Source organism: Pseudomonas rubra (assembly GCF_028656935.1).
GTDB classification, from domain to species: Bacteria; Pseudomonadota; Gammaproteobacteria; order Pseudomonadales; family Pseudomonadaceae; genus Aquipseudomonas; species Aquipseudomonas rubra.
Genome location: NZ_JAMDGZ010000010.1, coordinates 15,566 through 39,238, shown reverse-complemented (window position 1 = coordinate 39,238; position 23,673 = coordinate 15,566). Strand labels below are relative to the sequence as shown.

Sequence of the window (23,673 nt, the reverse complement as noted above, 5' to 3'; positions counted from 1 at the left end):
ATGGCCTTGCTGCTCTGTGCCCTGTTGTTGTTCGCCGCCTTTGCCTTGTTGGTCGGCCAGTTACTGCGCGAGCGCCGTCGCCAACACCTGGTTGCCCTGCGCCTGCAGGGCCAGTTGGGCGGTGACAATCGCCTGGGCAACTGGCTGCAGCAGATCGGCAGCAGCCGTCTGGGTCAGCGTGTGCTGAACCTGGACGGCGAGACCCGCCTGCTGCTCGATCGCATCGGCTGGCGGCGCAGCAGGCAACGCGCGGTGTTCGCCACCTGTCAGATTGGTGTGCCATTGCTTGCCCTTGGCTTGGGCGTGGCGGTGCAGCAGACGCTGTATCACACCAGCCAGGTGCCCTGGCTGGTGTTGCCGTTATGCGCCATGGGCGCGGGCTATCTGCTGCCCAAACGCCTGCTGGCGCTGGCCGCCGGGCGTCGCCAGCAACAAGTCGCTCGCGAAGTCTCGACCTTCATCCCCTTGCTGCGGATTCTCTTCGAGTCGGGCCTGGCGGTTGAGCAGGCCTTACGGGTATTGAGTCAGGAGTCGCGAAAGTTGTTGCCGGTGTTGAGCGAGGAGTTGCGGGCCATCCTGGTGCGGGTCGACTCGGGCCTGGCCTTGGCCCCGGAGCTTGAGAAAACCGCGCAACGGCTGGGGGTCGATGAGTTCAGCGACGCCTGCGTGATTCTTCAGCAACTGCTGACCCAGGGCGGGGGCGCGATGAAGTCGCTGCTGGCGCTCAAGCAATTGCTCGATGACCGTCGCCTGACACACTTGCAGGAGCGAATCTCGAAGATGTCCGGGAAGATGTCGATGGTGATGATGGTGTTTTTGTTTCCGGCCTTGCTGATTGTGCTGGCCGGTCCCGGCCTGAGTGCCTTGGGCAGGGCATTGGGTTCATGAAGGGAGGCAATGCATGAAAGCAGTCATGGTGGTCATGAGTCTGATGCTGCTCGGCGGCTGTGCGACGTCAGGGGAGGGCCCCTGGTTGGCCTTGCCTGGCGTGTCGGCCAGTTGTGCCAAGCCCGATTCGGCCCAGCAACTGGCCCTGAGCATGGCCGACGAAATGCTCGCCGAAGGGCGTCCGCACGCAAGCCTGGCGCATCTTGAAGCCTTGCCGGCGAACATGGCCGAAGTGCGTTTGCGCAAGGCCAAGGTGTCACGCCTGTTGGGGCGCAGCGAGGCCGAGCCGCTGTACCGCAGCCTGCTCGGTGGCTGCCTGGCCGCCGAGGGGGAACATGGGCTTGGGCAATTGGCGGCGGCTCGCGGCGACAATATCCAGGCTCAACGCCACCTGCTGCGGGCGGTGCGCCTGGCGCCGACCGATGAAAAGGTGCGTAACGATCTGGGCGTGGTTTACCTCAACCTCGGTAATGTCGAACAGGCGCGTTTTGAGTTCCTCACCGCCATCGAACTCAAGGACAACAACACTCTGGCGGCAGTCAATCTGGTGAGCCTGTTGCTGTACCAGGACAGGTTTCAACAGGCGGCCGACCTGGTCAGCCGCTTGCACCTGACCCCGGCACAGTTCAGCGAAGCCCGGGCACGCGCCGAGCAGTTGAAGCAACCTGCCGCCAGAACCGACCAGGTTGCTGTGGTGAAAACCCTGGATACCAATGTCAGCCAACAGTGAGGTCGTCATGCACAAATCACTGCTCCTGCTCGCTTTAAGTGCACTGCCGTTAACGGCCCTGGCATTGGAAGCCGGGCCTTCGTCCAAGGCTCAGCAGACCACCGAGGCCTGGCTGCAGTTGCAGGCGCGCAACCTGGAAGCGTCGAAGATCCCGCAGACGGCCACGCCCAAGGAACGCGACCAGAGCATGCAGCGCTGGCTGGACAGCTACAAGTATGTGATCCCGGACTTCTACCGCTGGGAGAAGGTCAGCTCTTCCAACAAATGACAAGGCGCACTCAGTGCGCCGTGATTCGCTGATGCAGGGCAGAGGAGCCGGGGGACAGCGCCAGGGCCAGTTGGGTGCGGTTGTGCATGTGGGTCAGGCGCAGCACCTGCGACACGTAAAGCTTGACGGTGTTTTCGGTGATGCCCAGCTCGCAGGCAATCTGGTAGTTGGTCTTGCCCTTGCTGACCAGCCGCGCCACGTCCAGTTGGCGCGGTGAAAGTTTATCGAACAGGGCCGGCAACTGGTCCTCTGGCGCTTCGGGCTCGACGTCAGTGGCTCGCCGATGTGCGCCGAGCCCACGGGCTTTGTCCAGGTCCTGGTAAAGGTCGTCGATCGATTCGGCGAGAAACTGCAGCTTCTGGTTCAGGTCACCCAGGTGTTGGTAGCTCTTGCGACGCTCAAGCACAGCGGCTTCCTGGCGTTGCACGCCTTCGAGCAGCTCTTGCAGGTCGACGGGTTTCTGGTAGTAATCGGCAAAACCTTCGCGCAGTGCACGGATCACATCCTGCTTGTCGGCGCGCCCGGTGAGCATGATGGCCTCGAACAGCCGATGTGACCCGGCAATGGCCTTGAGCGCTCGCATCAATTCGATGCCATCGCAGTCGGGCATGTGCAGGTCGCACACCACCAGGGCGATCTCCTGATCCGCGCTGAACTGTTCAATGGCCTGGGTACTGGACTGGCAGGGCACGCACCGGTAACCACTGCTCTGGAGAAACTCGCATAACTCTTCGACGATCAATGGCTGGTCGTCCACGACCAGCACCTTGAGCTCACTGACTGGCTTGTTCACTCGCAACTCCCTGTTCTGTTCGCCTTCAGGTAACCGGTACCAGGCTGCGCCTGGATCCATTCCCGGCACCCTAGAAAGTAGTCGCACTTTTTGACTATGTACAAGGTTTGTACATCCTTTTGTTCACGTCATTCGACTAATGAATCCAGACGGCTGCCAACAAGAAGCCGACCAACAGGAAGGGGGCGAAGGGCTGTTTTTTTGACGACTCTTCGCTCAATTGCTTAAGACGGTTCTTAACCTTCTGACTTAAAAGGGACCACAACCAGCGGCGGCTGAGCAACCAGGCCACGACGGCCACCCCGGCGCCGATAAAGGTGCCCAGCAGGTGCATGCGATCCGTGGCCAGGGCCAGGGCCCCGAGCAGTTTCACATCGCCGGCGCCCAGACGGCCGAGCAGGTAACCGGGCAGGGTCAGCAGCATGACCAGGGCCAGCGCCCAGCCCGCTTCACTGGCGTCGGCGCCTATCCAGGTGTGCCCGGTAACGAACAGATAGGCCAGGGCGCAGGCGGCAGCGCCGAGGGTCAGGGTATTGGCGATCTGGCGTTCGCGCAGATCTTGTTCAGAGCACAAGGCAAGCCACAGCAGCAGAACAATGCTTTGCATTGGCGAAAGGCCATCCCTTTGTGGTGAATGATTCTATGCTGTCTTTCAGGTGTCACTGTCAGGGTAGACGCGATCATGAAAGCAAGCCTGTGCAAGCAGCAAAAAGGCGCGGCAGCCCTCGAGTTTGTCATGGTCTTCGTGATCTTCTTTGCGGTGTTCTACGGGGTGCTCAGTTATGGCTTGCCCATGCTGATGCTGCAATCGTTCAACCAGGCCAGCAGCGAAGCGGTGCGCCGTTGTGTGGCGCTGGACCCTGCCAGCGCAACCTACAACGCTGACGTCAACACCCTGGCCAAGCGCGTGCTCGGTGAGCAACTGGCGTGGATGCCGGCGTCGTTGAATTTCCAGGTCAACAGCGATGCCAGTGTCACGCTCAGCCCCGGCAAGCTGCTGACGGTGAAGATCGATTACGCCAAGGCCAAGCTGACCTCGGTATTGCCGGTGCTGGACCTACCGGGCATCGGTGAGGTCCCGCGCTTGCCCGACAGCCTCAAGGCCGAAGCGAGCCTGCAACTGTGAGTGGCGGCCAGGGCTTGTTCGAGCGCTGGCGCGGGCGTGCCACGCCAGCCGAGGTGCCCCTGCCACCACCGGCGGACGTGCCAGCGGTGGGCCTGCAGTTGTGGCTAGATGGTGCCGGTCGGGTGCAGCGCCTGGCCGGTCCTTTGCGTGCGGCCCTGGCGCTGGTGCCTCAAACCGGCGTACGCCTGCACGACTACGTACAACCCTATAGCCTGCTGGCCCTTGAAGGAGAGCCGGCGGATTGGCAGGGGCAACTGCTGGAGCTGGACTTCAAGGCGGCTGGCGGCCATACCTTGCACACGCGCGGCTGGCTACTGGCGCAGCAGGGAGGCTGGTTGCTGCAGCTGTTCGATATCGGCGACCTGCTGCAGCATCGTCAGCAGGCCCTGGCCGCCGAGCGTCAGCAGCACCTGACCGCGCACCTGGCGTGTGCCTTGCGTGGGTGCAGCATTGAGCACTTGCATGCGGTGGCCGAAGAACAGCTCAACTGGTTGCAACGCCATTGGCGTGCCAGGGGCGCGCGCTTGCTGGTGCAAACCGACCAGGGCTGGCAGACCTACGCCAGCAGCGGCGATGCCTTGCATTGGCTGGGGGATGAGCAGTTTGCCCCGTTGCTGGACCGCCAACTGCCCGCCAGCATCCTCTGCAGTGACACCGAGCCTGGGTTGCAGGCCGTGTTGCCGGGTGTGTCTGCGCACCTGTTGGGCTATGCGCAAGGGCAGGTCAACCAGGCCTGGCTGATCTGTATCGAGGCGCAGGAGGTGCTGCAACCTGCGAATGCCCTGTTGGTGGCTGCGGCGTTCATCGAGCCGTTGCTCGCTCGCCTGGCCGCCCATCAGTTACATCAACAGAGCGAGCGACTGGACAGCCTGCAACTGCAATTGGGGGCCGGCTGGTGGCAATGGCGTCTGGATGATCCGCAGTTGCACCTGGACCCGGCACTGGCAAGCAGCCTGGGCATACCGCCCGCGCTGACCGTCAATCAATGGCTGAGCCGCGTGCACCCGGCCGACCGCGAGGCGGCGCAACTGGCCTTCGGCGAGCTGCAGCGCCAGGGCTGTGCCTTGCAGTTGAACCTGCGCCTGCTGGATCACAGCAGCAGTACGCCGCCGCGCTGGTACCGCGTGTGTGGCCAGGTACACGGCAGTGGTGGCCAGCGGCGGGTCCAGGGTTTCATGCTCGACATCAGCGATATCAAGGTGCAACAACTGCAGGCCAGTGCCGCCCAGGCGCGCCTGGAAAACCTGATCGCCAGCTCACCGGCCGTGATCTACATCCAGCGCTACCACGAGGGCGCGTTGCTGGCCGAGTTCTTCAGCGCCAGCCTGCAGCCTATGCTCGGCTGGCAGCCCTTGGCAGACGAGGCACTGCAGCCTGGCCAGTGGCTGCATGCCGATGACCAGCCGCTGTGGCTGGAGCGTACCCGCACGCTGCTGCGCGAAGGTCAGAGTCGCAGCCGCTACCGCCTGCGTGACCAGCACGGGGGCTATCACTGGGTACTCGATGAAGCGCGTTTGTTACGCGACGACCTGGGCTTGCCGGTCGAGGTGGTGGGTATCTGGCTGGACATCAGCGAGGCGACCGAAGCGAGCGAAAATGTGCGTCGCAGCGAGGAGCGCTACCGTGTGCTGGTCGAGGATTCGCCAGCGATGATCTGCCGCTACCGACAGGACCTGAGCCTGGTGTTCGGCAACCAGCCATTGGCCGATTACCTGGAGTGCACGGCGGCGCAACTGGCCGGCCTGAACCTCGGCCAGTGGCTATCCGAGGCCCAGCGCCAGGCCTTTGTCGAACGCCTGGCAGGCTTGACCCCGCAGCAGCCGGTCAGCAGCGCCGAGATCTGCCTGCAACTACCGGGACGTGAGCATGCTTGGTGGGTATGGTCCGATCGCGGGCTATTCGACGAGCACGGGCAACTGCAGGAAATCCAGGCGGTGGGCCGCGACAACACGCAAGTCCGGCGCGCCCAGCAGCAACTGCTGCAGAGCGCGAAAATGGCCACCCTCGGAGAAATGGCTACTGGCCTTGCCCATGAGATCAACCAGCCGCTCAACGTCATGCGCATGGCCGTGGTCAATGCGCTCAAGCGTCTGGAGAACGGTGATGTTCAGGCCGACTACCTGCAGGACAAGCTCAAACGTATCGATGCTCAGGTACTACGCGCCTCTCGGGTGGTCGATCACATGCGCGTGTTCGGCCGTCGCTCCGAGCTTGAGCAGCAGTTGTTCGAACCCTGGCAAGCGGTGGACGGTGCCTTGTCGTTGCTGGCGGACGGCTTGCACGGCAAGGGTGTGGAGTTGCGCGTGCAGGCGCCGGAGCACGGCGTTCCGGTATTAGGGCATCAGGACCAGTTGGAACAGGTGTTGATCAACCTGATGGTCAATGCCCGCGATGCCTTGCTGGCCCGCCGCGAGCACCAGCGCGAACTGCAGCCCTGGATTGCCCTGCGCCTGGAGCAGGATGCGCGGCAGGTGCGCCTACTGGTTGAGGACAACGGCGGTGGCATTGAACCGGGGTTGCTCGAACGCATCTTCGAGCCGTTCTTCACCACCAAGCCGGTGGGTGTTGGGACCGGCCTGGGGCTGTCGGTGAGCTACGGCATCATCGAAAGCATGGGCGGCAGCCTGAGTGTCGAGAATGGCGAGCAGGGCGCGCGGTTCTGCATTGCCTTGCCGCAGGCTCAGATCATCAGTTGAGCGCGACCGCTGTGACAGCTGAGGTTGGCGCCAATCTCCACCTGGTTCAGGTCGATGCCAAGCAAGGTCAGCAGGTTGTTGATGATCGGGTCGAGCAGGGAACCGAGCAAACTGCCGATCAGCCCTGAAACGGTATTGAGCAGCAGGCTGACCAGCGGAATCTGCGGGGTCAGCTCCAGGCCTTCAAGGGTGGCGCGGACACTGGCAACGATGTTTTTCGAACTGAGCAGGTGATTGGCCGAATCTTGCTCAAGCTCCGGTGGCTTGAGGTAGGTGAAGGACTCGTTCTGGCTGAACACCGGTGAGTTGGCGCCCAGGCCAATATCAATGCCCAGTACGCTGAGCAGCACCAGCGGGCTGGCGTCGACCGGTTTTTTCGAAGAGAAGAAGTTGCTGCTGTTGATCGTGCCGATCAGCACCTTGACCGCCGCGGCTTCGTTGCGCACGGTCAGGCTCTTGCTGGCGGCCGAGGCGCAGTTGTAGCCGGTGACGTGACTGCTGGCGCTGGCGACTTCCAGGCCCAGATCGAGGCTGGGGTTGGGCAGCACCTGGATGATCCCAAGGTTCAGGCCACCCAGCAACGGGCCCAGGTCGAGCTTGATCAGGATGCGTGTCTGGGCAGTGCGTACATAGATCTGTTCGGGATCTTTCGGGTTTGCCGTGGCTTTGGCCGGATTGCCCACTGCGGAAAACTGCGGCGGTTCGATGATCTTGACCCGGGTCGAAATGTTGGCCAGGCCCAGCAGGTTGACTGGCAGGGTGACTTCGGCCCCATGGGCGCTGTTGGCCAATTGCACCATGCCCTGGACCAGTTGCAGGGCCTGCAATTTTGCATCCAGCCCGGCACTGCTGCCGCCATTCTGGATATCGAGCAAATCGCCGAGGACGATGCCGCCGGCGTTCTGGGCCAGGACACTGAGCTGGGCCAGGCCGCTGACATCCACCAGCGGATTGTTCTGCGCCGCTACCTTGGCCATGACCTCAAGGGCTTCGCCAACATTAAGGGTTTTGCTCAGCAGCTCGGTGTAGTTGCCAGCGCTGACCTGGGCCTTGATCGCCAGGGCGTCGAGGTAGTTGAGCAGGTTGACGTTGGCCTGCAACAAGCCCTGCCATTGGGCCAGGCTCAAATTGACCTGGCCGCCGAGCAAGCTGCTCATCAGTGAGTTGAGCAGCGCCGAGCGCGAAGAGTCGATGTTGAGCAAGGTGCTGCGAATGTTCAGGCGGGCCAGCGGCGGCACGGGCTGGGCTGCGGTGGCCTGGGCGCTGAGGCGGGTGGTGGGGTCAAAGGTGGCAGAGGCCACCAGCGAGCGGATGCCTGCGGCAAGACTGGTGTCCAGGGTTAGGCCGGCCGTCACGCGGATCGCATCGGCCTTGCTGGCATCCACGCTGAACTGCCGCAAGCTGCTTGCGCCGGTCTGCAGGTTGCCGCATTCCACTTGCAGGCTGCGGTTGCCGCCCGGCGGGTGGTCATTGCGTGTTGCGGCGCGGCTGGCCAGTGCCTGCGCGCTGGGGCCGGTGGGCAGGCATGTGCCCTTGCCGTTGACGGCCTCCAGCGCCGCCATGTCGGCTACCCGCTGCAGTTTGCGTTGCTCCAGAAACAAGCGTCCGCTGTCGACCACCATCAACACGAACAGTAGCGCCATGCCCAGGGTCAGGGCGGCGATCAAGCCGATGGCGCCACGTTGCCGTGCTGGAAAGCGAGAAGACACGAGCACTCCTTTGCCGGCCGTTGGCCGCGCGGGGCAGCAGCAGTGCCAAGGAGTGTAGCCAAGATAATGGCCAGTCGCCGGTATGGTGACTGGCATGCGAGGCTTAGCGTGGCGGGTAGTTGGCCATCAGTTTGGCGACGGTGTCGTTGATCGCCGAGTTGCGTTCCTGCGGGCTTGGCGGGTAGTTGTTCATGATCTGTTCGGCGCTGCCGCGCCACACCAGCTTGCCGTCGCGACCGTCGAACAGATCGACCTGGATGGTTGCCACCTTGTAGTCGACGCTGCGGGTTTCGTTGTACATCGGCCCACCCCAGTAGCCGCCCCAGTACCCACCCCAGGCGCCGCCGTAGTTGGTGGTGACCTGTTGCTGGCGATTCTCGACGATCAGGTAAGCCTGGACCTTGAGGTCACCGCGGCTGTTGCCCTGGGCCGGGCGCAGGCCGCGTTGATCGAGCTGGTTGGCCACAGCCTGGCGGATGCGTTGCTCGGTGAGGTCGCTCTTGATCCGTGGATCGTCCGGGCGGTACTGCAACCCCGGTTCCTGCCAGACCCAGCTACGGTAAGCGGCAAAGTCGCGGCTGGCATCGAAGTCCTGGGTGACGTTGTTGCTCTGGCAAGCACCGAGCAACAACAGGAGCGAGAGTAAAGCGAGACGCTGCAACATGATGGTTCTCCGTATACCTTTAGCTGGGAGGATAGCTGGCCAGCGCTTTTTGCACCGATTCGCGCAGGGCATCGGCGCGCTTGCCCTGGGAGTCCTGGCTGGCGGTTTCGGCGCTGGCGCTCCACACCGGTTGGCCGTCGCGGGCGTCGTACAGGTCGACGCGCACCACCATCACTTCGACTTCGTAAGTGCGCACCAGCGGCACGCTGCCGTACACCCCGTAGCCGTTGTGATAACGACCGTAACTGCCGTAGCCACCATACGCGCCGTAGGGGTAGTTGTCGTAGGGGCTATAGTCTTCGCGGACCTGACGCAAGCGCCGCTCCAGGCGCAGGTCGGCACTGACCAGCAGGTCGCCTGCCTGGCCGTTGCGTGCGGGGCGCAGGCCACGCTGGTCCAGAGCATTGCTCACCGCATCGGCCAGTTGCGCAGGTTCGGCATAGCTGCTGCCTGCCGGCAATTGGTCGTTGCGCCAGGCCCAACTGCGATAGCGCCCGTAGTCGCGGGGCGCTGCGGGGTAGGCGCTGGCATCGAAACTTTTGGCCGCTTGCGCTGGGGCCGGTGGCAATGGCCGGGAGCTGGCGACATAAGGGTTGCTGCCCTGGCAGGCGGCCAGGGTCAGGCAGAGCAGGCCCAGGGTCAAACGGTACGGCATGTCACCCTCCCGGCGGGCGTGGTTCAGCGCGGTCGACAGATCCAGTGCAGGTAGCGGCCAAGACCGGCGAAGGCCGGATGACGACGGTGTGCCAGTTCCATTTCCAGCAGGTCGAGCAGTTCGGCCTTGGCCTGGAAATCACGCGGCATGTAGTCGTGGAACACCCGCACGCCACTTTCACTTTCGACCTGCCACAAGTCTTCAAGTTGCGCCTTGAGCGCACGTGGATCAAGTGGTTTTTGCGGGGTCAGGCTCTGCTTTTCTCCGGCCAGTTCATTGCTGCGCAACTTGCGAAAATGGCCCTTGAGCAGGTTGCGATAAACCAGCGCGTCACGGTTGTAGAACGCCAGCGACAGCAGGCCGTCGGTGCAGGTCAACTGATGCAATACCGGCAGGATGGTCTCGGGTTCGGCCAGCCATTCCAGTACCGCGTGGCACAGCACCAGGTCGTAGGGTTCGGTCAGCTGGCCGAGCAGCTCCTGCCAGGGGGCCTGGATGAAAGTGGCCTGCTGGCCGGCGTCGGCAAAGCGCTCGCGGGCGCCTTCGAGCATTGGCGCTGCGGGCTCGGCCAGAGTCACCTGGTGCCCGCGTTGGGCCAGCCACAGCGACATGTGGCCCAGGCCGGCGCCGATATCCAGGACCCGTAGCGGGCGATCGGGCAAGGCTTCGGCGAGGTCGGCCTGCAACACCGCGAGGCGGATCGCACCCTTGGCGCCACCGTAGATCTTCTCGGCAAAGCGGGTGGCCAGTTCATCGAAATGACGGTCGTTCATTTGCCAAATCGCCTTTCGCTGTCGGCCAGTTTGCTTTTCACCACCTGCTCCATGTCCAGGCCCAGTTCGCTGCACAGCAGCAACAGGTAGAGGACGATGTCGCCGACCTCTTGACCGGCGTGCTCCAGTTGCTCGGGTGGCAATTGGCGCGACTGGTCTTCAGTCAGCCACTGGAAGATTTCCACCAGTTCGGCCATCTCGACGCTGGCGGCCATGGCCAGGTTCTTTGGGCTGTGAAAGCCGCGCCAGTCATTGCTGTCGCGGATGTGGTGCAGGCGTTGGGTCAGTTCTTGCAGGTTCATCAGGGCTCTCCTCAAGCGGCATAGCTTCAGGCGGGCGCCGTTGCAACGCAAGAGGGCACTGTCAGCTCAAGGGGCGCCAGGCGCCGCGCATGTGCACAAGCTCGCCGTGGCCGTCGAGCCGCAACTGGCCCTCGGCCGCAGCGGGGCTGGCATTGAGGATCACCTCGCTGGGCAGGCGCACCGGTTTTACGAAGCCCACCTCGATCTCATAGCCACTGACCGGCAGGTGCCCGCGCAGGGCCGCCAGGGCCATGGCCTTGCTCCACATGCCGTGGGCAATGGCGGTGGGGAAGCCAAACAGCCTGGCGCTGGCGGCGCTCAGGTGGATCGGGTTGTAGTCGCCGCAGACCTTGGCGTACCGCCGGCCGATATCGCTGTCAGCGTACCAGCGCGTCAGTTCGCTCAAGGGCAGGGCCTCAGGCGCTTCGACTGCGGTCGGTTCGCCAGCCAGTTTCAGGCCCCGGCAGAGCATGCGGCTGGTCTCGGACCAGAGCAGGCCCAGACCGTCCTCGGCTTCGGTGATCAGGTCACAGGTGGCGCCTTTTTCATGGGCTTGCAGGTTATCCACATGCACGCGCAAGCGCAGGCGGCTGATGCCGCCCAGCGGGCGCAGCACGCGAATGCGGTTGTGCAGGTGCACCAGCCCCAGCAGCGGGAAGGGAAAGTCTGCGGCAGTCAGCAGTTGCATCTGTAGGGCGAAGGCCATGACGTGGGGGAAAGTCGGCGGCAGGTGCCCGTCGTCGCTGAAATGGCAGAGCTTGCGGTACGCCTGCAACTGCTGCGGATCGACGCTCAGCTGGCAGCGCAAACCGCTGCTGGGCAAGCTGTCACCACTGATCTTGCGTTTGCGCGCGGCACGCAGGTACAGCCCGGAGAGTGCAGCGGTACGGCTCACCTCAATCCATTTGCGCGTCATCTCAGGCCCCCATCACGGCTTGACCGCAGACCCGCAGCACCTGGCCATTGACCGCGCCACTGCCCGGTTGCGCCAGCCAGGCCACCGCTTCGGCGACATCCTCGGGCAGGCCGCCCTGGCCCAGTGAGCTCATGCGCCGCCCGGCTTCGCGCAGGGTGAAGGGGATGGCCGCGGTCATGCGGGTTTCGATGAAGCCGGGGGCCACGGCATTGATGCTGGCGCCGCGCTCGGCCAGCTTCGGCGCCCAGGCCTGGGCCAGGCCGATCAGCCCGGCCTTGCTGGCGGCGTAGTTGGCCTGGCCGCGGTTACCGGCGATGCCGCTGATCGAGGCGAGCAGAACGATGCGCGCGTTGTCGTGCAGGGCGCCACTGTCGAACAGTGCCTGGGTCAATAGTTGCGGGGCCTTGAGGTTGACCGCGAGCACCGAGTCCCAGAACTCCGGGGTCATGTTGGCCAGGGTCTTGTCGCGAGTGATGCCGGCATTGTGCACGACGATGTCGATGCCCTCGGGCAGGCCTTCGAGCAGTTGCGCCGGAGCATCGGCGGCGCAGATGTCCAGGGCCAGGCTACGCCCGCCCAAGCGTGCGGCCAGTGCCTCGAGGTCGGTCTTGGCCTGGGGCACATCAAGGAGGATCACCTCGGCGCCATCGCGGGCCAGGGTTTCGGCAATCGCCGCACCGATGCCCCGGGCCGCACCGGTGACCAGCGCCTTGCGCCCGGCCAGCGGCCGGCTCCAGTCCTGGACCACGGCGCCGCAGGCTTCCAGGCGCAGTACCTGGCCAGAGATGAAGGCACTTTTAGGCGACAGAAAGAAACGCAAGGCGCCTTCGAGCTGGTCTTGCGCCGCTTCGCTGACATACAGCAGTTGCAGGGTGCCGCCGGCGCGCAGTTCCTTGGCCAGGGAGCGGCTGAAGCCTTCAAGGGCGCGCTGGGCGACGCGGGCCAGCGGGTCGTCGAGCTGCTCCGGAGCGCGACCGAGAATGACCAGATGCGCGCTCGGCGCCAAGCTGCGCAACAGTGGCTGGAAGAACTCGCGCAGTTGCTTGAGCTGGTCGATATCGTCCAGTTCGCTGGCGTCGAACACCACCGCCTTGAGTTTCGGCCCAAGCCCGGCCACCCACTCGCTGGCCTCAAGCTCTGGGCAGGCAAAGCTGTAGAGCTCGTCGGTGAGGCGCTTGGCGAAGCTTTCGACGGTTTTTGCCAGTGGCCCGCCGCCCAGTAGCAGGGCACCCTCGATCGGCCGCAGGCGACCGGCCTCCCAGCGCTCCAGACGGGCCGGGCTGGGCAGGCCGACGGCGCCTACCAGGCGGCGGCCAAGGTCGGAGTTGGCGAAGTCGATATAGCGGTCGCTCATATGCGGTTCTCCCTGAAATAGCTCCAAAGTGTGGACCATGATTGGCCATTGGTCGTTCGCCCGGGGAAAAAACACCTACTCTGTAGCGGACCGTTTCGTAAAAGAGGAAGTTACGTATGCGCTCATTGCGCCGGGTCGCGATCATTGGCGGTAATCGGATTCCTTTCTCCCGCTCCAACGGCCCCTATGCCAAGGCCAGCAACCAGGCGATGTTCACTGCCGCCCTCGAAGGGCTGACCGAGCGCTACGGCCTGCATGGCTTGCGCTTGGGCGAGGTGGTGGGTGGGGCTGTGCTCAAGCATTCGCGTGACATGAACATCAGCCGCGAAAGCGTGCTCGGTTCGCGTTTGTCCCCGCAAACACCGGCCTACGATGTGCAACTGGCCTGTGGCACGGGGCTGGAAACGGCGCTGCTGGTGGCCAACAAGATTGCCCTGGGGCAGATCGACAGCGGCATCGCCGGGGGTGTCGACAGCACTTCCGATGCCCCCATTGCGGTCAATGAAGAGCTGCGTCAGATCCTCCTCCAGGCCAACCGGGCGAGCACCACCGGCGAGAAACTCAAGGCCTTTTTGCGCCTGCGTCCCGGGCATCTGAAGCCGGAGTTGCCGCGTAATGGTGAAGCGCGCACGGGCCTGTCCATGGGCCAGCACTGCGAGCTGATGGCACAGACCTGGAAAATCGCGCGACAGGATCAGGACCAACTGGCCCTGCTCAGTCACCACAACCTGGCGGCGTCCTTTGCCGATGGCTGGCACGACGACCTGCTGACCCCCTTTTTGGGCCTGACCCGCGACAACAACCTGCGCCCCGAGCTGACCCTGGAGAAGCTCGCCAGCTTTAAGCCGGTGTTCGAGCGCAGCGACAAGGGCACGCTGACCCCGGGTAACTCGACCCCGCTCACCGACGGAGCTTCAGTGGTGCTGCTGGGCAGTGAAGACTGGGCTCGCGAGCGCGGGCTGCCAGTGCTGGCCTACCTGGTCGATGGCGAAACGGCTGCCGTGGATTTCGTCAAAGGTCACGAAGGGCTGTTGATGGCGCCGGCCTACGCCGTACCAAGGTTGTTGGCCCGCAATGGCCTGACCCTGCAGGACTTCGACTATTACGAAATCCACGAAGCCTTCGCCGCGCAGGTGTTGTGCACCCTCAAGGCCTGGGAAGACCCCGAGTACTGCAAAAGTCGCTTGGGCCTGGAGGCGCCTTTGGGGTCGATCGACCGCAGCAAACTCAACGTCAAGGGCAGCTCATTGGCCGCCGGGCATCCCTTTGCGGCAACCGGCGGGCGCATTCTGGCCAACATGGCCAAGTTGCTGGCCAGTGCTGGCAAGGGCCGTGGCCTGATCTCCATCTGCGCCGCTGGCGGTCAGGGCGTGACGGCGATCATCGAGCGTTGACCGACGCGGGCTGACTGACCAGCGGGGCCGGGCGATTGGCGTAGTGCTCGGCCATGATCGAGCAGACGATCAGTTGCAGCGGGTGGTAGATCATGATCGGCAGCAGGATCAGCCCCAACCCCGGGTGTGCGCCGAAAATCAGCGCGGCCATCGGCGCACCTGCAGCCAGGGATTTCTTGCTGGCACAAAATACCGCAGCCACCTCGTCCGCCGGGCTGAAGTTCAGCACCCGGGCGCTGTGGGTGGTGAGCAGCAGGATCAACGCTAGCAGCAGGGCGCTGCCAACCAGAGCAATGGCAATTACCGAGCTGCCTTGCTGCTGCCACATTCCCGAGACCATCGAGTTGCAGAACGCCACGTACACCAGCAGCAGGATCACCAACTTATCCACGATATTGGTGTAGCGCTTGTGCCGGGTAAAGAAGCGCCCGAACCAGGGCCGCAGCAATTGGCCAAGCACCAGTGGCAGCAGCAACAGTGCGCAGAGATCGAGCAGGGTGGCGCCCAGGTCGATGCCGTCGCTGCCACTGCCGACCACCAGGCTGACCAGCCAGGGGGTGAGGAAGATGCCGAGTACGCTGGACAGGCTGGCGTTGAGGATCGCCGCCGGCACGTTGCCGCCAGCACTGCCGGTCAGCGCCACCGACGAGGAGATGGTCGAGGGCAGGGCGCAGAGGTAGAAGAAACCGAGCATCAGCAGTGCTGGCAACTGGTTGCCAAGTACTTTATTGCCCAGCCACCACAGCAGCGGAAAGACCATGAAGGTGAAGCCCTGGACCATCAGGTGCAGGCGCCAGTTTTTCAGGCCGTGACCGATCTGCTCGCTGGACAGGTTGATGCCGTGCAGGAAAAACACCAGGAACACACCGACATTGATCACCACTTCAGCGTGCATGGCGCCGCCGCTGCGGCCGAACTGGGGGAACAGCCAGGCGAGGAAGGTGGCCAGGAACATGCCGCACAGAAACCAGTCGGTTACCACGCGTTTGAGGTGTTGGAGCACTTGCATAGGCGGGCCTGCGAATCATTTTGTATTCATTGAGCCCAGAGGCTACGCTCGGCAGGTGTTTACCGTCTTGCGATATAAGGCCAACTGATGCCGAGTAACGGACAACAACCCCCGGCCCGGGCGATTCCGCAACTACAGCGCTTGCCCCGGCCACTGTATGCGCGCGCCGAAAGCCTCGGTGCCGGTTCGTGGACGCCGCGCCATCAGCATGACTGGGTGCAGTTTTCCTATGCGATCAGCGGTGTGCTCGGGGTCTATACCGCCGAAGGCAGTTACTTCGCCCCGCCACAGTGGGGCGTATGGATTCCGGCCGGGGTCGAGCATGAGGTGGTGACCTCGATGCAGGCCGAGATGCGCAGCCTGTATGTGCGCCGCGAAGTGGCCAGCTGGGCGCCGGCGCAGTGCCGGGTGCTGGAAGTAACACCGCTGGCCCGCGAGCTGATCAAGCAGTTCTGCCTGTTGCCGGTGGCCTACCCTGAAGGCGACAGCGCCGAGGCGCGGTTGGTGGCGGTGTTGCTCGACCAGTTGCGGGCGCTGCCACAGGTGAGCTTTTCGCTGCCTTTGCCACAGCAACCGCGCTTGCTGCAATTGTGCAACGAACTGCTCGCCCACCCTGAACAGGCACAAACCCTTGGGCAGTGGGCACAGCGCCTGAACACTTCGGAGAAAACCCTGACGCGTCTGTTTCTGCGTGAAACCGGCTTGAGCTTTCGCAGTTGGCGCCAGCGCATGCGCCTGTTGTCGTCGCTGACTGCCCTGCAGGCCAGGCAGAGTGTGACCGAAGCCGCGCTGGGCTGCGGTTACGACTCCACTTCGGCCTACATCGCCGCGTTCAAGGGCTTGTTCGGCTTCACCCCAGGCGAGCTGCGCCTGTAACCGTCAGGTTTTCGGTCTCAACACGCTCTCTCGCCATGCACCAAAGCTGGCAACGCCGCTCTAACAGGCTATGGCACGTTGCAACAAATGTGGCTCGATCTCAAGGGCGCAAAAAGCCTTACGACAGGGTGGGGACCAGAATCACCGGCAAGGCGGCGATTACGGCAAAGGCCCAGAATTTTTCTTGTAAACGTACGAGTCTGCTGCAGACTACATCCGCCGTGTGCTCTGGAAATAAAGTGTTACTTGCGGGTATTGCCCCGTATTTATTAGCGATTGGCGATTTTTGTGACCGATTGGTCGCCTTCGGCCATAAAAAGAATGGCAAGTCAGGCAGATAGCCGTTACAACGCAGTGCGGCTTGCTTCAGCGATACGCAGGTTTTCGGACCTGTGACCTATAACAATCACGTGTTTGGCCAGACAGGACCCCCGACAAAAACCGATGAAGACTCCAAAACGCATTGAACCGCTGGTTGAAGATGGACTGGTCGACGAGGTACTGCGACCGCTGATGAGTGGCAAGGAGGCCGCAGTGTATGTGGTCCGCTGCGGTCGGGAGCTACGGTGCGCCAAGGTCTACAAAGAAGCCAACAAGCGCAGTTTCCGCCAGGCCGCCGAGTACCAGGAAGGCCGCAAGGTGCGCAACAGTCGCCAGGCCCGGGCCATGGCCAAGGGCTCCAAGTTCGGCCGCAAAGAGGCCGAAGACGCTTGGCAGAACGCCGAAGTGGCCGCGCTGTTCCGCCTGGCCAATGCCGGTGTACGGGTGCCCAAGCCTTACGACTTTCTCGATGGCGTGCTGCTCATGGAGCTGGTGGCCGATGAACACGGGGACGCCGCGCCACGCCTGAACGACGTGCACCTGGAGCCTGAGCAGGCCCGGGAGTACCACGCTTTCGTGATTCGCCAGATCGTGCTGATGCTCTGCACCGGGCTGGTGCATGGCGACCTGTCGGAGTTCAACGTGCTGCTCGGCCCTGATGGCCCGGTCATCATCGACCTGCCGCAAGCCGTGGACGCCGCGGGCAACAACCATGCGTTCAGTATGCTCGAGCGCGATGTCGGCAACATGGCCGCCTACTTCGGGCGTTTTGCCCCGGAGCTCAAGCAGACGCGCTACGCTCGCGAGATGTGGGCCCTGTACCAGGCAGGCACGCTGCTGCCGGAAAGCCCGTTGACCGGGGTATTTGCCGATGACGAGCACAGCGCCGATGTGGATGGGGTGATGCGCGAGATCGACGCTGCGCGCTTTGATGACGCTCGTCGGCGTGCGGCGAAGGCCGACGCCGAGCGGGGCACGGTCAAAGACGAAGAACCGGCGCCGCCTTGGCTGCAGTAAATCTCGTCAGTGACAGCAACTGCCGCCGGCTGCCAGGTCTTTGAGGATCGGGCAGTCGGGGCGGTCGTCGCCCTGGCAGTGAGCGACCAGCTCGCTCAAGGTATCGCGCAAACTCACCAACTCCTCGATCCGCCTGTTGAGGTCGTCAATGTGCTGGCTGGCCAGGGCCTTGACGTCGGCGCTGGCGCGCTGGCGGTCCTGCCACAGGGTCAGCAGGCGGGCGACTTCTTCCAGAGAAAAGCCCAAGTCTCGCGAGCGCTTGATGAACGCCAATTGGTGCAAGTCATCCTGTTGGTACAGGCGATAGCCGCTGTCGCTGCGCAGGGCTGGCTTGAGCAGGCCAATTGACTCGTAGTAACGGATCATTTTCGCACTCAGGCCCGAGCGGCGGGCAGCCTGGCCGATGTTCATGGGGCTTGGTCCTCGGGCGGGGTAGCGGGTTTCCAGGTTTTCAGCAGTAGCGCATTGCTGACCACACTGACGCTCGACAGGGCCATGGCCGCGCCGGCCAGTACCGGGTTGAGCATGCCGAAGGCGGCCAGCGGAATACCGATCAGGTTGTAGATAAACGCCCAGAACAGGTTCTGGCGGATCTTGGCGTAGGTCTTGCGGCTGATTTCCAGGGCGGCTGGCACCAGCCGCGGATCGCCGCGCATCAGGGTGATACCGGCGGCCTGCATGGCCACGTCGGTGCCGCCGCCCATGGCAATGCCGATGTCGGCGGCGGCCAGCGCCGGCGCATCGTTGATACCGTCACCGACCATGGCGACCACGCCGGACTGCTTGAGCGTGGCAACGGTGGCGGCCTTGTCGGCAGGCAGCACTTCGGCGTACACGTCGCTGATACCCAGGGCTTCACCCACCACCTTGGCACTGCCGCGGTTGTCACCGGTCAGCAGGTGGCTGCTGATACCTTGCCCGGCCAATTGCCGTACTGCTTGCCCGGCGCCAGGCTTGAGGCTGTCACCAAAGGCGAACAGGCCCAGCACCCGTGGCTGTGGGCTGCGCTCGATCAACCATGACAGGGTACGGCCTTCGGCTTCCCAGGCCTTGGCGCTGCTGGCCAGCTCGCCCGGTTGCAGGCCGCTTTCATCGAGCAGGCGGCGGTTGCCCAGGGCCAATTCGCGACCCTCGAGGCTGCCGGCGATACCGCGTCCGGTCAGCGACTGGCTGTTGCTGATATCGGCCACCACCAGGCCTTGCTCTTCACAGGCATCGAGCACCGCCTTGGCCAGCGGGTGCTCGCTGCCGCGCTGCAGGGCTCCGGCCCATTGCAACAGTTGCGCCTGCTCGCCCTCCAGCGCCTGGCTGTGGACAATACGCGGGCTACCGGAGGTCAGGGTGCCGGTCTTGTCGAACACCACGCGGTTGACCGCATGGGCGCGCTCCAGGGCCTCGGCGTCCTTGATCAGGATGCCATGGCGGGCGGCGACGCCGGTACCGGCCATGATCGCGGTCGGTGTGGCCAGACCCAGGGCGCAAGGGCAGGCAATGACCAGCACGGCGACGGCGTTGATCAGTGCGGTTTCAATCGGTGCTCCGCTCAACCACCAGCCCACCAGGGTGATCAGCGCCAGCACCAGCACGGCCGGGACGAACACCTGGCTGACCCGGTCGACCAGTTTCTGGATCGGTGCCTTGGCGGCCTGGGCGTCTTCGACCAGGCGGATGATCCGTGCCAGTACGGTTTCCGTGCCCAAGGCCAGGGTGCGCACCAGCAGGCGGCCTTCACCGTTGATCGCGCCACCGGTGACCTTGTCGCCGGGTTGCTTCGGCACTGGCAGGCTTTCACCGCTGATCAGCGCTTCGTCGGCGTGGCTCTGGCCCTCGACCACTTCACCGTCGACCGGGAAACGCTCACCGGGCTTGACCAGCACCAAGTCGTGCAGGCGCAGTTCGCTGATGGCGACATCACGCTCCTGGCCGTCGACCAGCAACAGCGCACGCTCCGGGCGCAGAGCTTCCAGGGCGCGGATGGCACTGGCGGTCTGGCGCTTGGCCCGGCTTTCCAGGTATTTGCCGAGCAGAATCAAGGCAATCACCACCGCCGAGGCTTCAAAGTACAGGTGCGGCATGATCCCGGGGCTGGCCGTGGCCCATTCGTAGATACTCAGGCCGTAACCGGCGCTGGTACCCGTGGCCACCAGCAGGTCCATGTTGCCGGCGCCAGCGCGCACGGCTTTCCAGGCAGCAACATAGAAACGCGCGCCGAGGATGAACTGCACTGGCGTGGCGAGAACGAACTGCGCCCAGGCCGGCAGCATCCAGTGGATGCCAAAGGGTTGCAGGACCATGGGCAGCACCAGCGGCAGGGCCAGCAGCACGGCCAGGGCTACTGCCCAGCGCTCCTTGTGCAGGCGGCGTTCGGCGTCGGCCTGGTTGACCTTGGCGCTCTGTGGCAGGCTTGCCGAGTAGCCGGCATGGCTGACAGCATCGATCAGCACGCTGCTGTCGACCGGGCCAAACAGCTGCAGGTGGGCGCGTTCATTGGCAAGGTTGACGGTTACCTGCTGCACCCCCGGGACCTTGGCCAGGGCGCGCTCGACGCGTCCGGCGCAGGAGGCGCAGGTCATGCCGCCAATCTGCAGTTCCAGGGTCTGGGATGGCACGCTATAGCCGGCTTGTTCAACGGCTTCGACCAGCGCCGGCAGGCTGTCGGCCGGGGCCTGGACCCGGGCCTGTTCGGTGGCCAGGTTGACACTGACCTGTTCGGCACCGACGACCTTGCGCAGGGCGCGCTCGACCCGGCCAGCACAGCTGGCGCAGGTCATGCCGGCAATCGGCAGGTCGAACGTGGTAGATGCGGACATGGGGCATTCCTCCTTGGACAGGCCTCAAGCATCAACCTTGCCATGCGGGGAAGGTCAATAGCCCAAGCCGGCTCTGATCAGCTTGAGGCCATTCTGGTCCATGGCGATGCGGTATTTATTGATCTCACCGGCCTTGAGGGTCAGTTGTTGACTGCGCTGGTTTTCCAGGCCGTTCTGGCAACCCGGCATCTGTGCCGGCAGCAGGCGCAGGCGAACCGCGACCTTGCCCGGTGGCAAGTTGAACGAGGTCGTCTGCTCCTGGAACAGCCGCGCAGACAGCTGGTCATCAAGGTACACACCGATCTCGCATGAGGTCGCCACTTCCAGGCGTTCGCGGGAAATGGTCAGAATGCTGTAGTCGGCGTTGCCCTCGGCACTGGCCTGGGGTACCAGACCCATTACTCCCAGCAGGCCGATCAGACCTAAAGCTGCCCTGCGCATGAAATCAAACTCCTGCTTATCAATCGTCAGGCCTGCAGCTTGGCGCAGCGGCACGATGATTTCCAGCCCGGCAGACAATCAATGAACTTGACCTTGCCCCGGTGGCAAGCTTGAGACTGCGCTCAAACCCCACAGGAGGCTGTTGCAATGCAAGTATTCACTGTTCAAGGAATGACCTGCGGCCATTGCGTCAAGGCTGTCACTCGCGCGGTTTTGGCCCAGGATGCAGAGGCCAAGGTTGAGGTCGATCTGGGCCAGAAGCAGGTAAAAGTAAAGAGCGAGTTGCCGACTGAGGATATTCTCACGGCGATTCGCGAAGGGGGCTATGCCGCCGAAGCAGTCTGAGCACTGACGCTTGCGCGGTGGATAAAAGATTCATCGCGCAGGCGTAACTCGGCCAGCGAAACCCCGGCAGGGCGGTTAGACTAGCGGACTTGCTTAGCCTGCTACGGATTTCCGATGAACCTGCGAACCATCCTGATTCTCGGCGCCCTGAGTGCCTTCGGGCCCCTGGCGATCGACTTCTACCTGCCCGGCTTCCCGGCCATGGCTCTGGCCTTCGGCACTGACGAGAAGCACATTCAGACCACGCTTGCGGCGTACTTTCTTGGCCTGTCGCTTGGCCAACTAGCCTACGGGCCGGTGGCCGACCGCTTTGGCCGGCGCGTCCCGCTGCTGGTTGGGGTCACGCTGTTCACCCTGGCGTCACTGGCCTGCGCCTTTGCGCCGACCCTTGATGCGCTGATCCTGGCGCGCTTCGTTCAGGCCCTGGGCGGTTGCGCCGGGATGGTACTGTCGCGCGCGATTGTCAGCGACAAGTGCGATGCGGTGGGGTCGGCCAAGGTCTTTTCGCAGTTGATGCTGGTCATGGGCCTGGCGCCGATCCTTGCGCCGATGCTGGGCGGGGTGATGGTCAACCTCTATGGCTGGCAGTCGATCTTCCTCGCCCTGACCCTGTTCAGCGCCCTGTGCACCCTGGCTGTGGCCCTGGGACTGCCGGAAAGCCTGCCGGCCAACCAGCCGCGCCCGCCCTTGTCCGGTTCGCTGCGCCAGTACGGGCGCTTGTTCAAGGAGCGCATCTTTCTTGGCCACGCCTTGACCGGCGGCATTGCCATCGCCGGGATGTTTGCCTATATCGCCGGCTCGCCGTTCGTATTCATCAAGCTCTATGGGGTGCCTGCCGAGCATTACGGTTGGTTGTTCGGCAGCAACGCGGCGGGGTTCATTCTGGTCGCGCAGGTCAATGCGCGGTTGCTGGCCAAGCGTGGCCCAGCCTTGCTGCTGGCGCGTGCGGTGTGGGTTTACCTGGCGGCAGGCCTGACCCTGCTGGGCATCAGTGCCTTGCACCCGGCGGCGCTGTGGCCGTTGCTGATTCCACTGTTCGTTTGCATTGCTAGCTTGGGCTGCATCATCCCCAATGCCTCGGCCTTGGCCATGAGCGGGCAGGGGGCACGGGCCGGTAGCGCTTCGGCGCTGCTCGGTTGCCTGCAGTTCAGTGTCGCCGCCGGTGCGGCAGCGCTGGTCGGCGTGCTGCATGACGGCACGGCGGTACCGATGGCCATCGTCATCAGCTTGTGCGGCTTGGCGGTGGTCAGCGTGGCGATGCTCACCCGGCGACTGAACCTCAGCCGCTGCGTTTGAGCGGATGCGGGGCCTGGAGCCGCGCTTGCAGGGTGCTGACGAAGGCGCGGGCTTCGGCCTCGCTGCGAAAGCTGACGACATGCTGGTCTAGCTGAACCTGCCATGGGCAGCCGGGCTTTTTTGCTGATGCACTGACCTGGATATTCATATCTGCATACCTGAGGTTGGCGTTGGCTGATGCATTGTAGCGCCGGCCACAGGTAGCGGAATGACCTGGATCAGTTGTCGGACTGACGGTCGCGCCCACCCCGCAAGTACGGTGGGCGCGCTGTTTCAAAAGCCTTCGAGGACGATCTTGCCCTTGGCTGCGCCGCTTTCGAGCAGGGCGTGGGCGCGGCGCAGGTTGGCGGCGTTGATGGTGCCGAAGTGCTCACCCAGGGTGGTTTTCAGCGTGCCGTTGTCGATCAGATCAGCCACCCGGTTGAGCAGGTGGTGCTGCTCGATCATGTCCGCGGTTTCGAACAGCGAGCGGGTGTACATGAACTCCCAGTGCAGCGACAGGCTCTTGCGCTTGAGCTTGCTCACATCCAGTTGCTTGGGGTCATCGATCAGCGCCAGTTTGCCTTGCGGCGCCAGGGCTTCGACCAGTTGATCCAGATGCTGGTCGGTCTGCGTCAGGCTCGCCACATGAGTTACCTGGTCGATGCCCTGGGCCTTGAGGGCAGTGGCGAGCGGCTGACTGTGATCGACCACCTGATCGACACCGAGCTCACGCACCCAGTCCTGGGTCTGTGGGCGCGATGCAGTGCCGATGACGGTGAGGCCGGTCAGTTGGCTCGCCAGTTGGGTGAGGATCGAGCCGACACCGCCGGCAGCGCCAACGATCAACAGGCTTTGGCCCAGATCCTGTTGGCCTTCGGCAATCTGCAAGCGCTCGAACAGCAGCTCCCAGGCGGTGATGGCGGTCAACGGCAGTGCAGCGGCCTCGGCAAAACCCAGGCGCTTGGGCATATGCCCGACGATTCGCTCATCCACCACGTGCAGTTCGCTGTTGCCACCAGCACGGGCGATGGAGCCGGCGTAATACACCTTGTCTCCCGGCTGGAACAGGCTGACATCGCTGCCCACCGCTTTGACCACCCCGGCGACATCCCAGCCCAGGACCTTGGCCGCGCCACCTTCTGGCTGGACGTTCTGGCGAACCTTGGTGTCGACCGGGTTGACCGAGATCGCCCGCACTTCTACCAGCAAGTCGCGCGGACCGGGCTCGGGAGCTGGCAATTCGATGTCCTTCAGCGCAGCCGCGTCGCTGATCGGCAGGCAGTGGTAATAGGCAATGGCTTTCATGAG

The 23,673-nt window shown here is 63.7% G+C and carries 25 protein-coding genes; 10 read left to right on the top strand and 15 right to left on the bottom strand.

The features are described from left to right. Genes M5G17_RS04330 through M5G17_RS04320 form a run of 3 tightly spaced genes read left to right on the top strand, consistent with a single transcriptional unit; the run spans position 1 to position 1,886 of the window. Complete coding sequence (locus tag M5G17_RS04330) at positions 1-888, top strand: type II secretion system F family protein (RefSeq protein WP_273891788.1); 888 nt, start codon at positions 1-3, stop codon at positions 886-888. A 13-nt stretch (positions 889-901) separates the two neighbouring features. Then, positions 902-1,618, top strand: coding sequence for a tetratricopeptide repeat protein (locus tag M5G17_RS04325; protein WP_273891786.1), 717 nt, complete (start codon positions 902-904; stop codon positions 1,616-1,618). Positions 1,619-1,625: 7 nt separating this feature from the next. Beyond that, positions 1,626-1,886: a DUF3613 domain-containing protein gene (locus tag M5G17_RS04320; RefSeq protein WP_273891785.1), complete on the top strand. Its 261-nt coding sequence runs from the start codon at positions 1,626-1,628 to the stop codon at positions 1,884-1,886. Between the two features lie 10 nt (positions 1,887-1,896). On the opposite strand, the gene M5G17_RS04315 is transcribed toward M5G17_RS04320, so the two are convergent. Together M5G17_RS04315 and M5G17_RS04310 are read right to left on the bottom strand one after the other, a co-directional pair. Next, on the bottom strand, positions 1,897-2,679 hold the full coding sequence (locus tag M5G17_RS04315; protein WP_273891784.1) for a response regulator transcription factor: 783 nt from the start codon (positions 2,677-2,679) through the stop codon (positions 1,897-1,899). Positions 2,680-2,815: 136 nt separating this feature from the next. Beyond that, the gene (locus M5G17_RS04310) at positions 2,816-3,286 is read right to left on the bottom strand and encodes an A24 family peptidase (protein ID WP_273891783.1); all 471 of its coding nucleotides are present in this window, start codon (positions 3,284-3,286) and stop codon (positions 2,816-2,818) included. Positions 3,287-3,361: 75 nt separating this feature from the next. On the opposite strand from M5G17_RS04310, the gene M5G17_RS04305 reads away from it, so the two are divergent. After that, positions 3,362-3,805 carry a TadE/TadG family type IV pilus assembly protein gene (locus M5G17_RS04305; RefSeq protein ID WP_273891782.1) on the top strand — a complete coding sequence of 148 codons (444 nt, stop codon included), beginning with the start codon at positions 3,362-3,364 and terminating at the stop codon, positions 3,803-3,805. Then, positions 3,802-6,501 carry a PAS domain-containing sensor histidine kinase gene (locus M5G17_RS04300; RefSeq protein ID WP_273891781.1) on the top strand — a complete coding sequence of 900 codons (2,700 nt, stop codon included), beginning with the start codon at positions 3,802-3,804 and terminating at the stop codon, positions 6,499-6,501. The genes M5G17_RS04305 and M5G17_RS04300 overlap by 4 nt, the downstream gene beginning before the upstream one ends. On the opposite strand, the gene M5G17_RS04295 is transcribed toward M5G17_RS04300, so the two are convergent. The 7 genes from M5G17_RS04295 to M5G17_RS04265 all read right to left on the bottom strand — a co-directional run bounded on the left by M5G17_RS04295 (position 6,486) and on the right by M5G17_RS04265 (position 12,874). Further along, the gene (locus M5G17_RS04295; RefSeq protein WP_273891780.1) at positions 6,486-8,210 is read right to left on the bottom strand and encodes a TadG family pilus assembly protein; all 1,725 of its coding nucleotides are present in this window, start codon (positions 8,208-8,210) and stop codon (positions 6,486-6,488) included. The genes M5G17_RS04300 and M5G17_RS04295 overlap by 16 nt on opposite strands. Positions 8,211-8,313: 103 nt before the next feature. Next, on the bottom strand, positions 8,314-8,874 hold the full coding sequence (locus M5G17_RS04290) for a DUF4136 domain-containing protein (protein WP_130262961.1): 561 nt from the start codon (positions 8,872-8,874) through the stop codon (positions 8,314-8,316). 19 nt (positions 8,875-8,893) lie between these two features. Continuing rightward, a complete protein-coding gene (locus tag M5G17_RS04285; RefSeq protein ID WP_273891779.1) occupies positions 8,894-9,529 on the bottom strand; it encodes a DUF4136 domain-containing protein in 636 nt (211 codons plus the stop codon). A 23-nt stretch (positions 9,530-9,552) separates the two neighbouring features. After that, a complete protein-coding gene (locus M5G17_RS04280) occupies positions 9,553-10,302 on the bottom strand; it encodes a methyltransferase domain-containing protein (protein WP_273891778.1) in 750 nt (249 codons plus the stop codon). Next, on the bottom strand, positions 10,299-10,604 hold the full coding sequence (locus M5G17_RS04275) for a MazG-like family protein (protein ID WP_273891777.1): 306 nt from the start codon (positions 10,602-10,604) through the stop codon (positions 10,299-10,301). The genes M5G17_RS04280 and M5G17_RS04275 overlap by 4 nt, the downstream gene beginning before the upstream one ends. Before the next feature lie 61 nt (positions 10,605-10,665). After that, positions 10,666-11,520, bottom strand: a complete 855-nt coding sequence (locus M5G17_RS04270) for a MaoC family dehydratase (RefSeq protein WP_273891776.1) — start codon at positions 11,518-11,520, stop codon at positions 10,666-10,668. Between the two features lies 1 nt (position 11,521). Next, complete coding sequence (locus tag M5G17_RS04265; RefSeq protein WP_273891775.1) at positions 11,522-12,874, bottom strand: 3-oxoacyl-ACP reductase; 1,353 nt, start codon at positions 12,872-12,874, stop codon at positions 11,522-11,524. 116 nt (positions 12,875-12,990) lie between these two features. Between M5G17_RS04265 and M5G17_RS04260 the strand changes: the two genes are divergently transcribed. After that, complete coding sequence (locus M5G17_RS04260; RefSeq protein WP_273891774.1) at positions 12,991-14,268, top strand: acetyl-CoA C-acetyltransferase; 1,278 nt, start codon at positions 12,991-12,993, stop codon at positions 14,266-14,268. On the opposite strand, the gene M5G17_RS04255 is transcribed toward M5G17_RS04260, so the two are convergent. Beyond that, positions 14,255-15,277 (bottom strand): bile acid:sodium symporter family protein, encoded by a 1,023-nt coding sequence (locus M5G17_RS04255; RefSeq protein ID WP_273891773.1) that lies wholly within the window; start codon positions 15,275-15,277, stop codon positions 14,255-14,257. The two genes, M5G17_RS04260 and M5G17_RS04255, sit on opposite strands and share 14 nt — an antisense overlap. 87 nt (positions 15,278-15,364) lie before the next feature. On the opposite strand from M5G17_RS04255, the gene M5G17_RS04250 reads away from it, so the two are divergent. Next, positions 15,365-16,153, top strand: a complete 789-nt coding sequence (locus M5G17_RS04250; protein ID WP_273891772.1) for an AraC family transcriptional regulator — start codon at positions 15,365-15,367, stop codon at positions 16,151-16,153. A gap of 444 nt (positions 16,154-16,597) precedes the next feature. Continuing rightward, positions 16,598-17,491, top strand: a complete 894-nt coding sequence (locus M5G17_RS04245) for a PA4780 family RIO1-like protein kinase (RefSeq protein ID WP_273891771.1) — start codon at positions 16,598-16,600, stop codon at positions 17,489-17,491. A 6-nt stretch (positions 17,492-17,497) separates the two neighbouring features. Here M5G17_RS04245 and cueR read toward each other — a convergent pair whose 3' ends face one another. The 3 genes from cueR to M5G17_RS04230 are packed head-to-tail and all read right to left on the bottom strand — an operon-like array spanning position 17,498 to position 20,742. Continuing rightward, a complete protein-coding gene (gene cueR, locus M5G17_RS04240; RefSeq protein WP_038997336.1) occupies positions 17,498-17,902 on the bottom strand; it encodes a Cu(I)-responsive transcriptional regulator in 405 nt (134 codons plus the stop codon). Further along, positions 17,899-20,301: a heavy metal translocating P-type ATPase gene (locus tag M5G17_RS04235; RefSeq protein WP_273891768.1), complete on the bottom strand. Its 2,403-nt coding sequence runs from the start codon at positions 20,299-20,301 to the stop codon at positions 17,899-17,901. Before M5G17_RS04235 ends, cueR begins: the two co-directional genes overlap by 4 nt. Positions 20,302-20,355: 54 nt before the next feature. Beyond that, positions 20,356-20,742, bottom strand: coding sequence for a hypothetical protein (locus tag M5G17_RS04230; protein ID WP_130262973.1), 387 nt, complete (start codon positions 20,740-20,742; stop codon positions 20,356-20,358). Between the two features lie 147 nt (positions 20,743-20,889). Here M5G17_RS04230 and M5G17_RS04225 point away from each other — a divergent pair, with 147 nt between their 5' ends. Next, positions 20,890-21,087 (top strand): heavy-metal-associated domain-containing protein, encoded by a 198-nt coding sequence (locus M5G17_RS04225; protein ID WP_273891766.1) that lies wholly within the window; start codon positions 20,890-20,892, stop codon positions 21,085-21,087. A gap of 114 nt (positions 21,088-21,201) precedes the next feature. Next, entirely contained in the window at positions 21,202-22,383 is a 1,182-nt protein-coding gene (locus tag M5G17_RS04220) for a multidrug effflux MFS transporter (protein ID WP_273891764.1), read from the top strand. On the opposite strand, the gene M5G17_RS04215 is transcribed toward M5G17_RS04220, so the two are convergent. Then, positions 22,367-22,531 (bottom strand): hypothetical protein, encoded by a 165-nt coding sequence (locus M5G17_RS04215; protein WP_273891763.1) that lies wholly within the window; start codon positions 22,529-22,531, stop codon positions 22,367-22,369. The genes M5G17_RS04220 and M5G17_RS04215 overlap by 17 nt on opposite strands. 125 nt (positions 22,532-22,656) lie before the next feature. Then, positions 22,657-23,670 carry a zinc-binding alcohol dehydrogenase family protein gene (locus M5G17_RS04210; RefSeq protein WP_273891888.1) on the bottom strand — a complete coding sequence of 338 codons (1,014 nt, stop codon included), beginning with the start codon at positions 23,668-23,670 and terminating at the stop codon, positions 22,657-22,659. Positions 23,671-23,673: the final 3 nt, after the last annotated feature.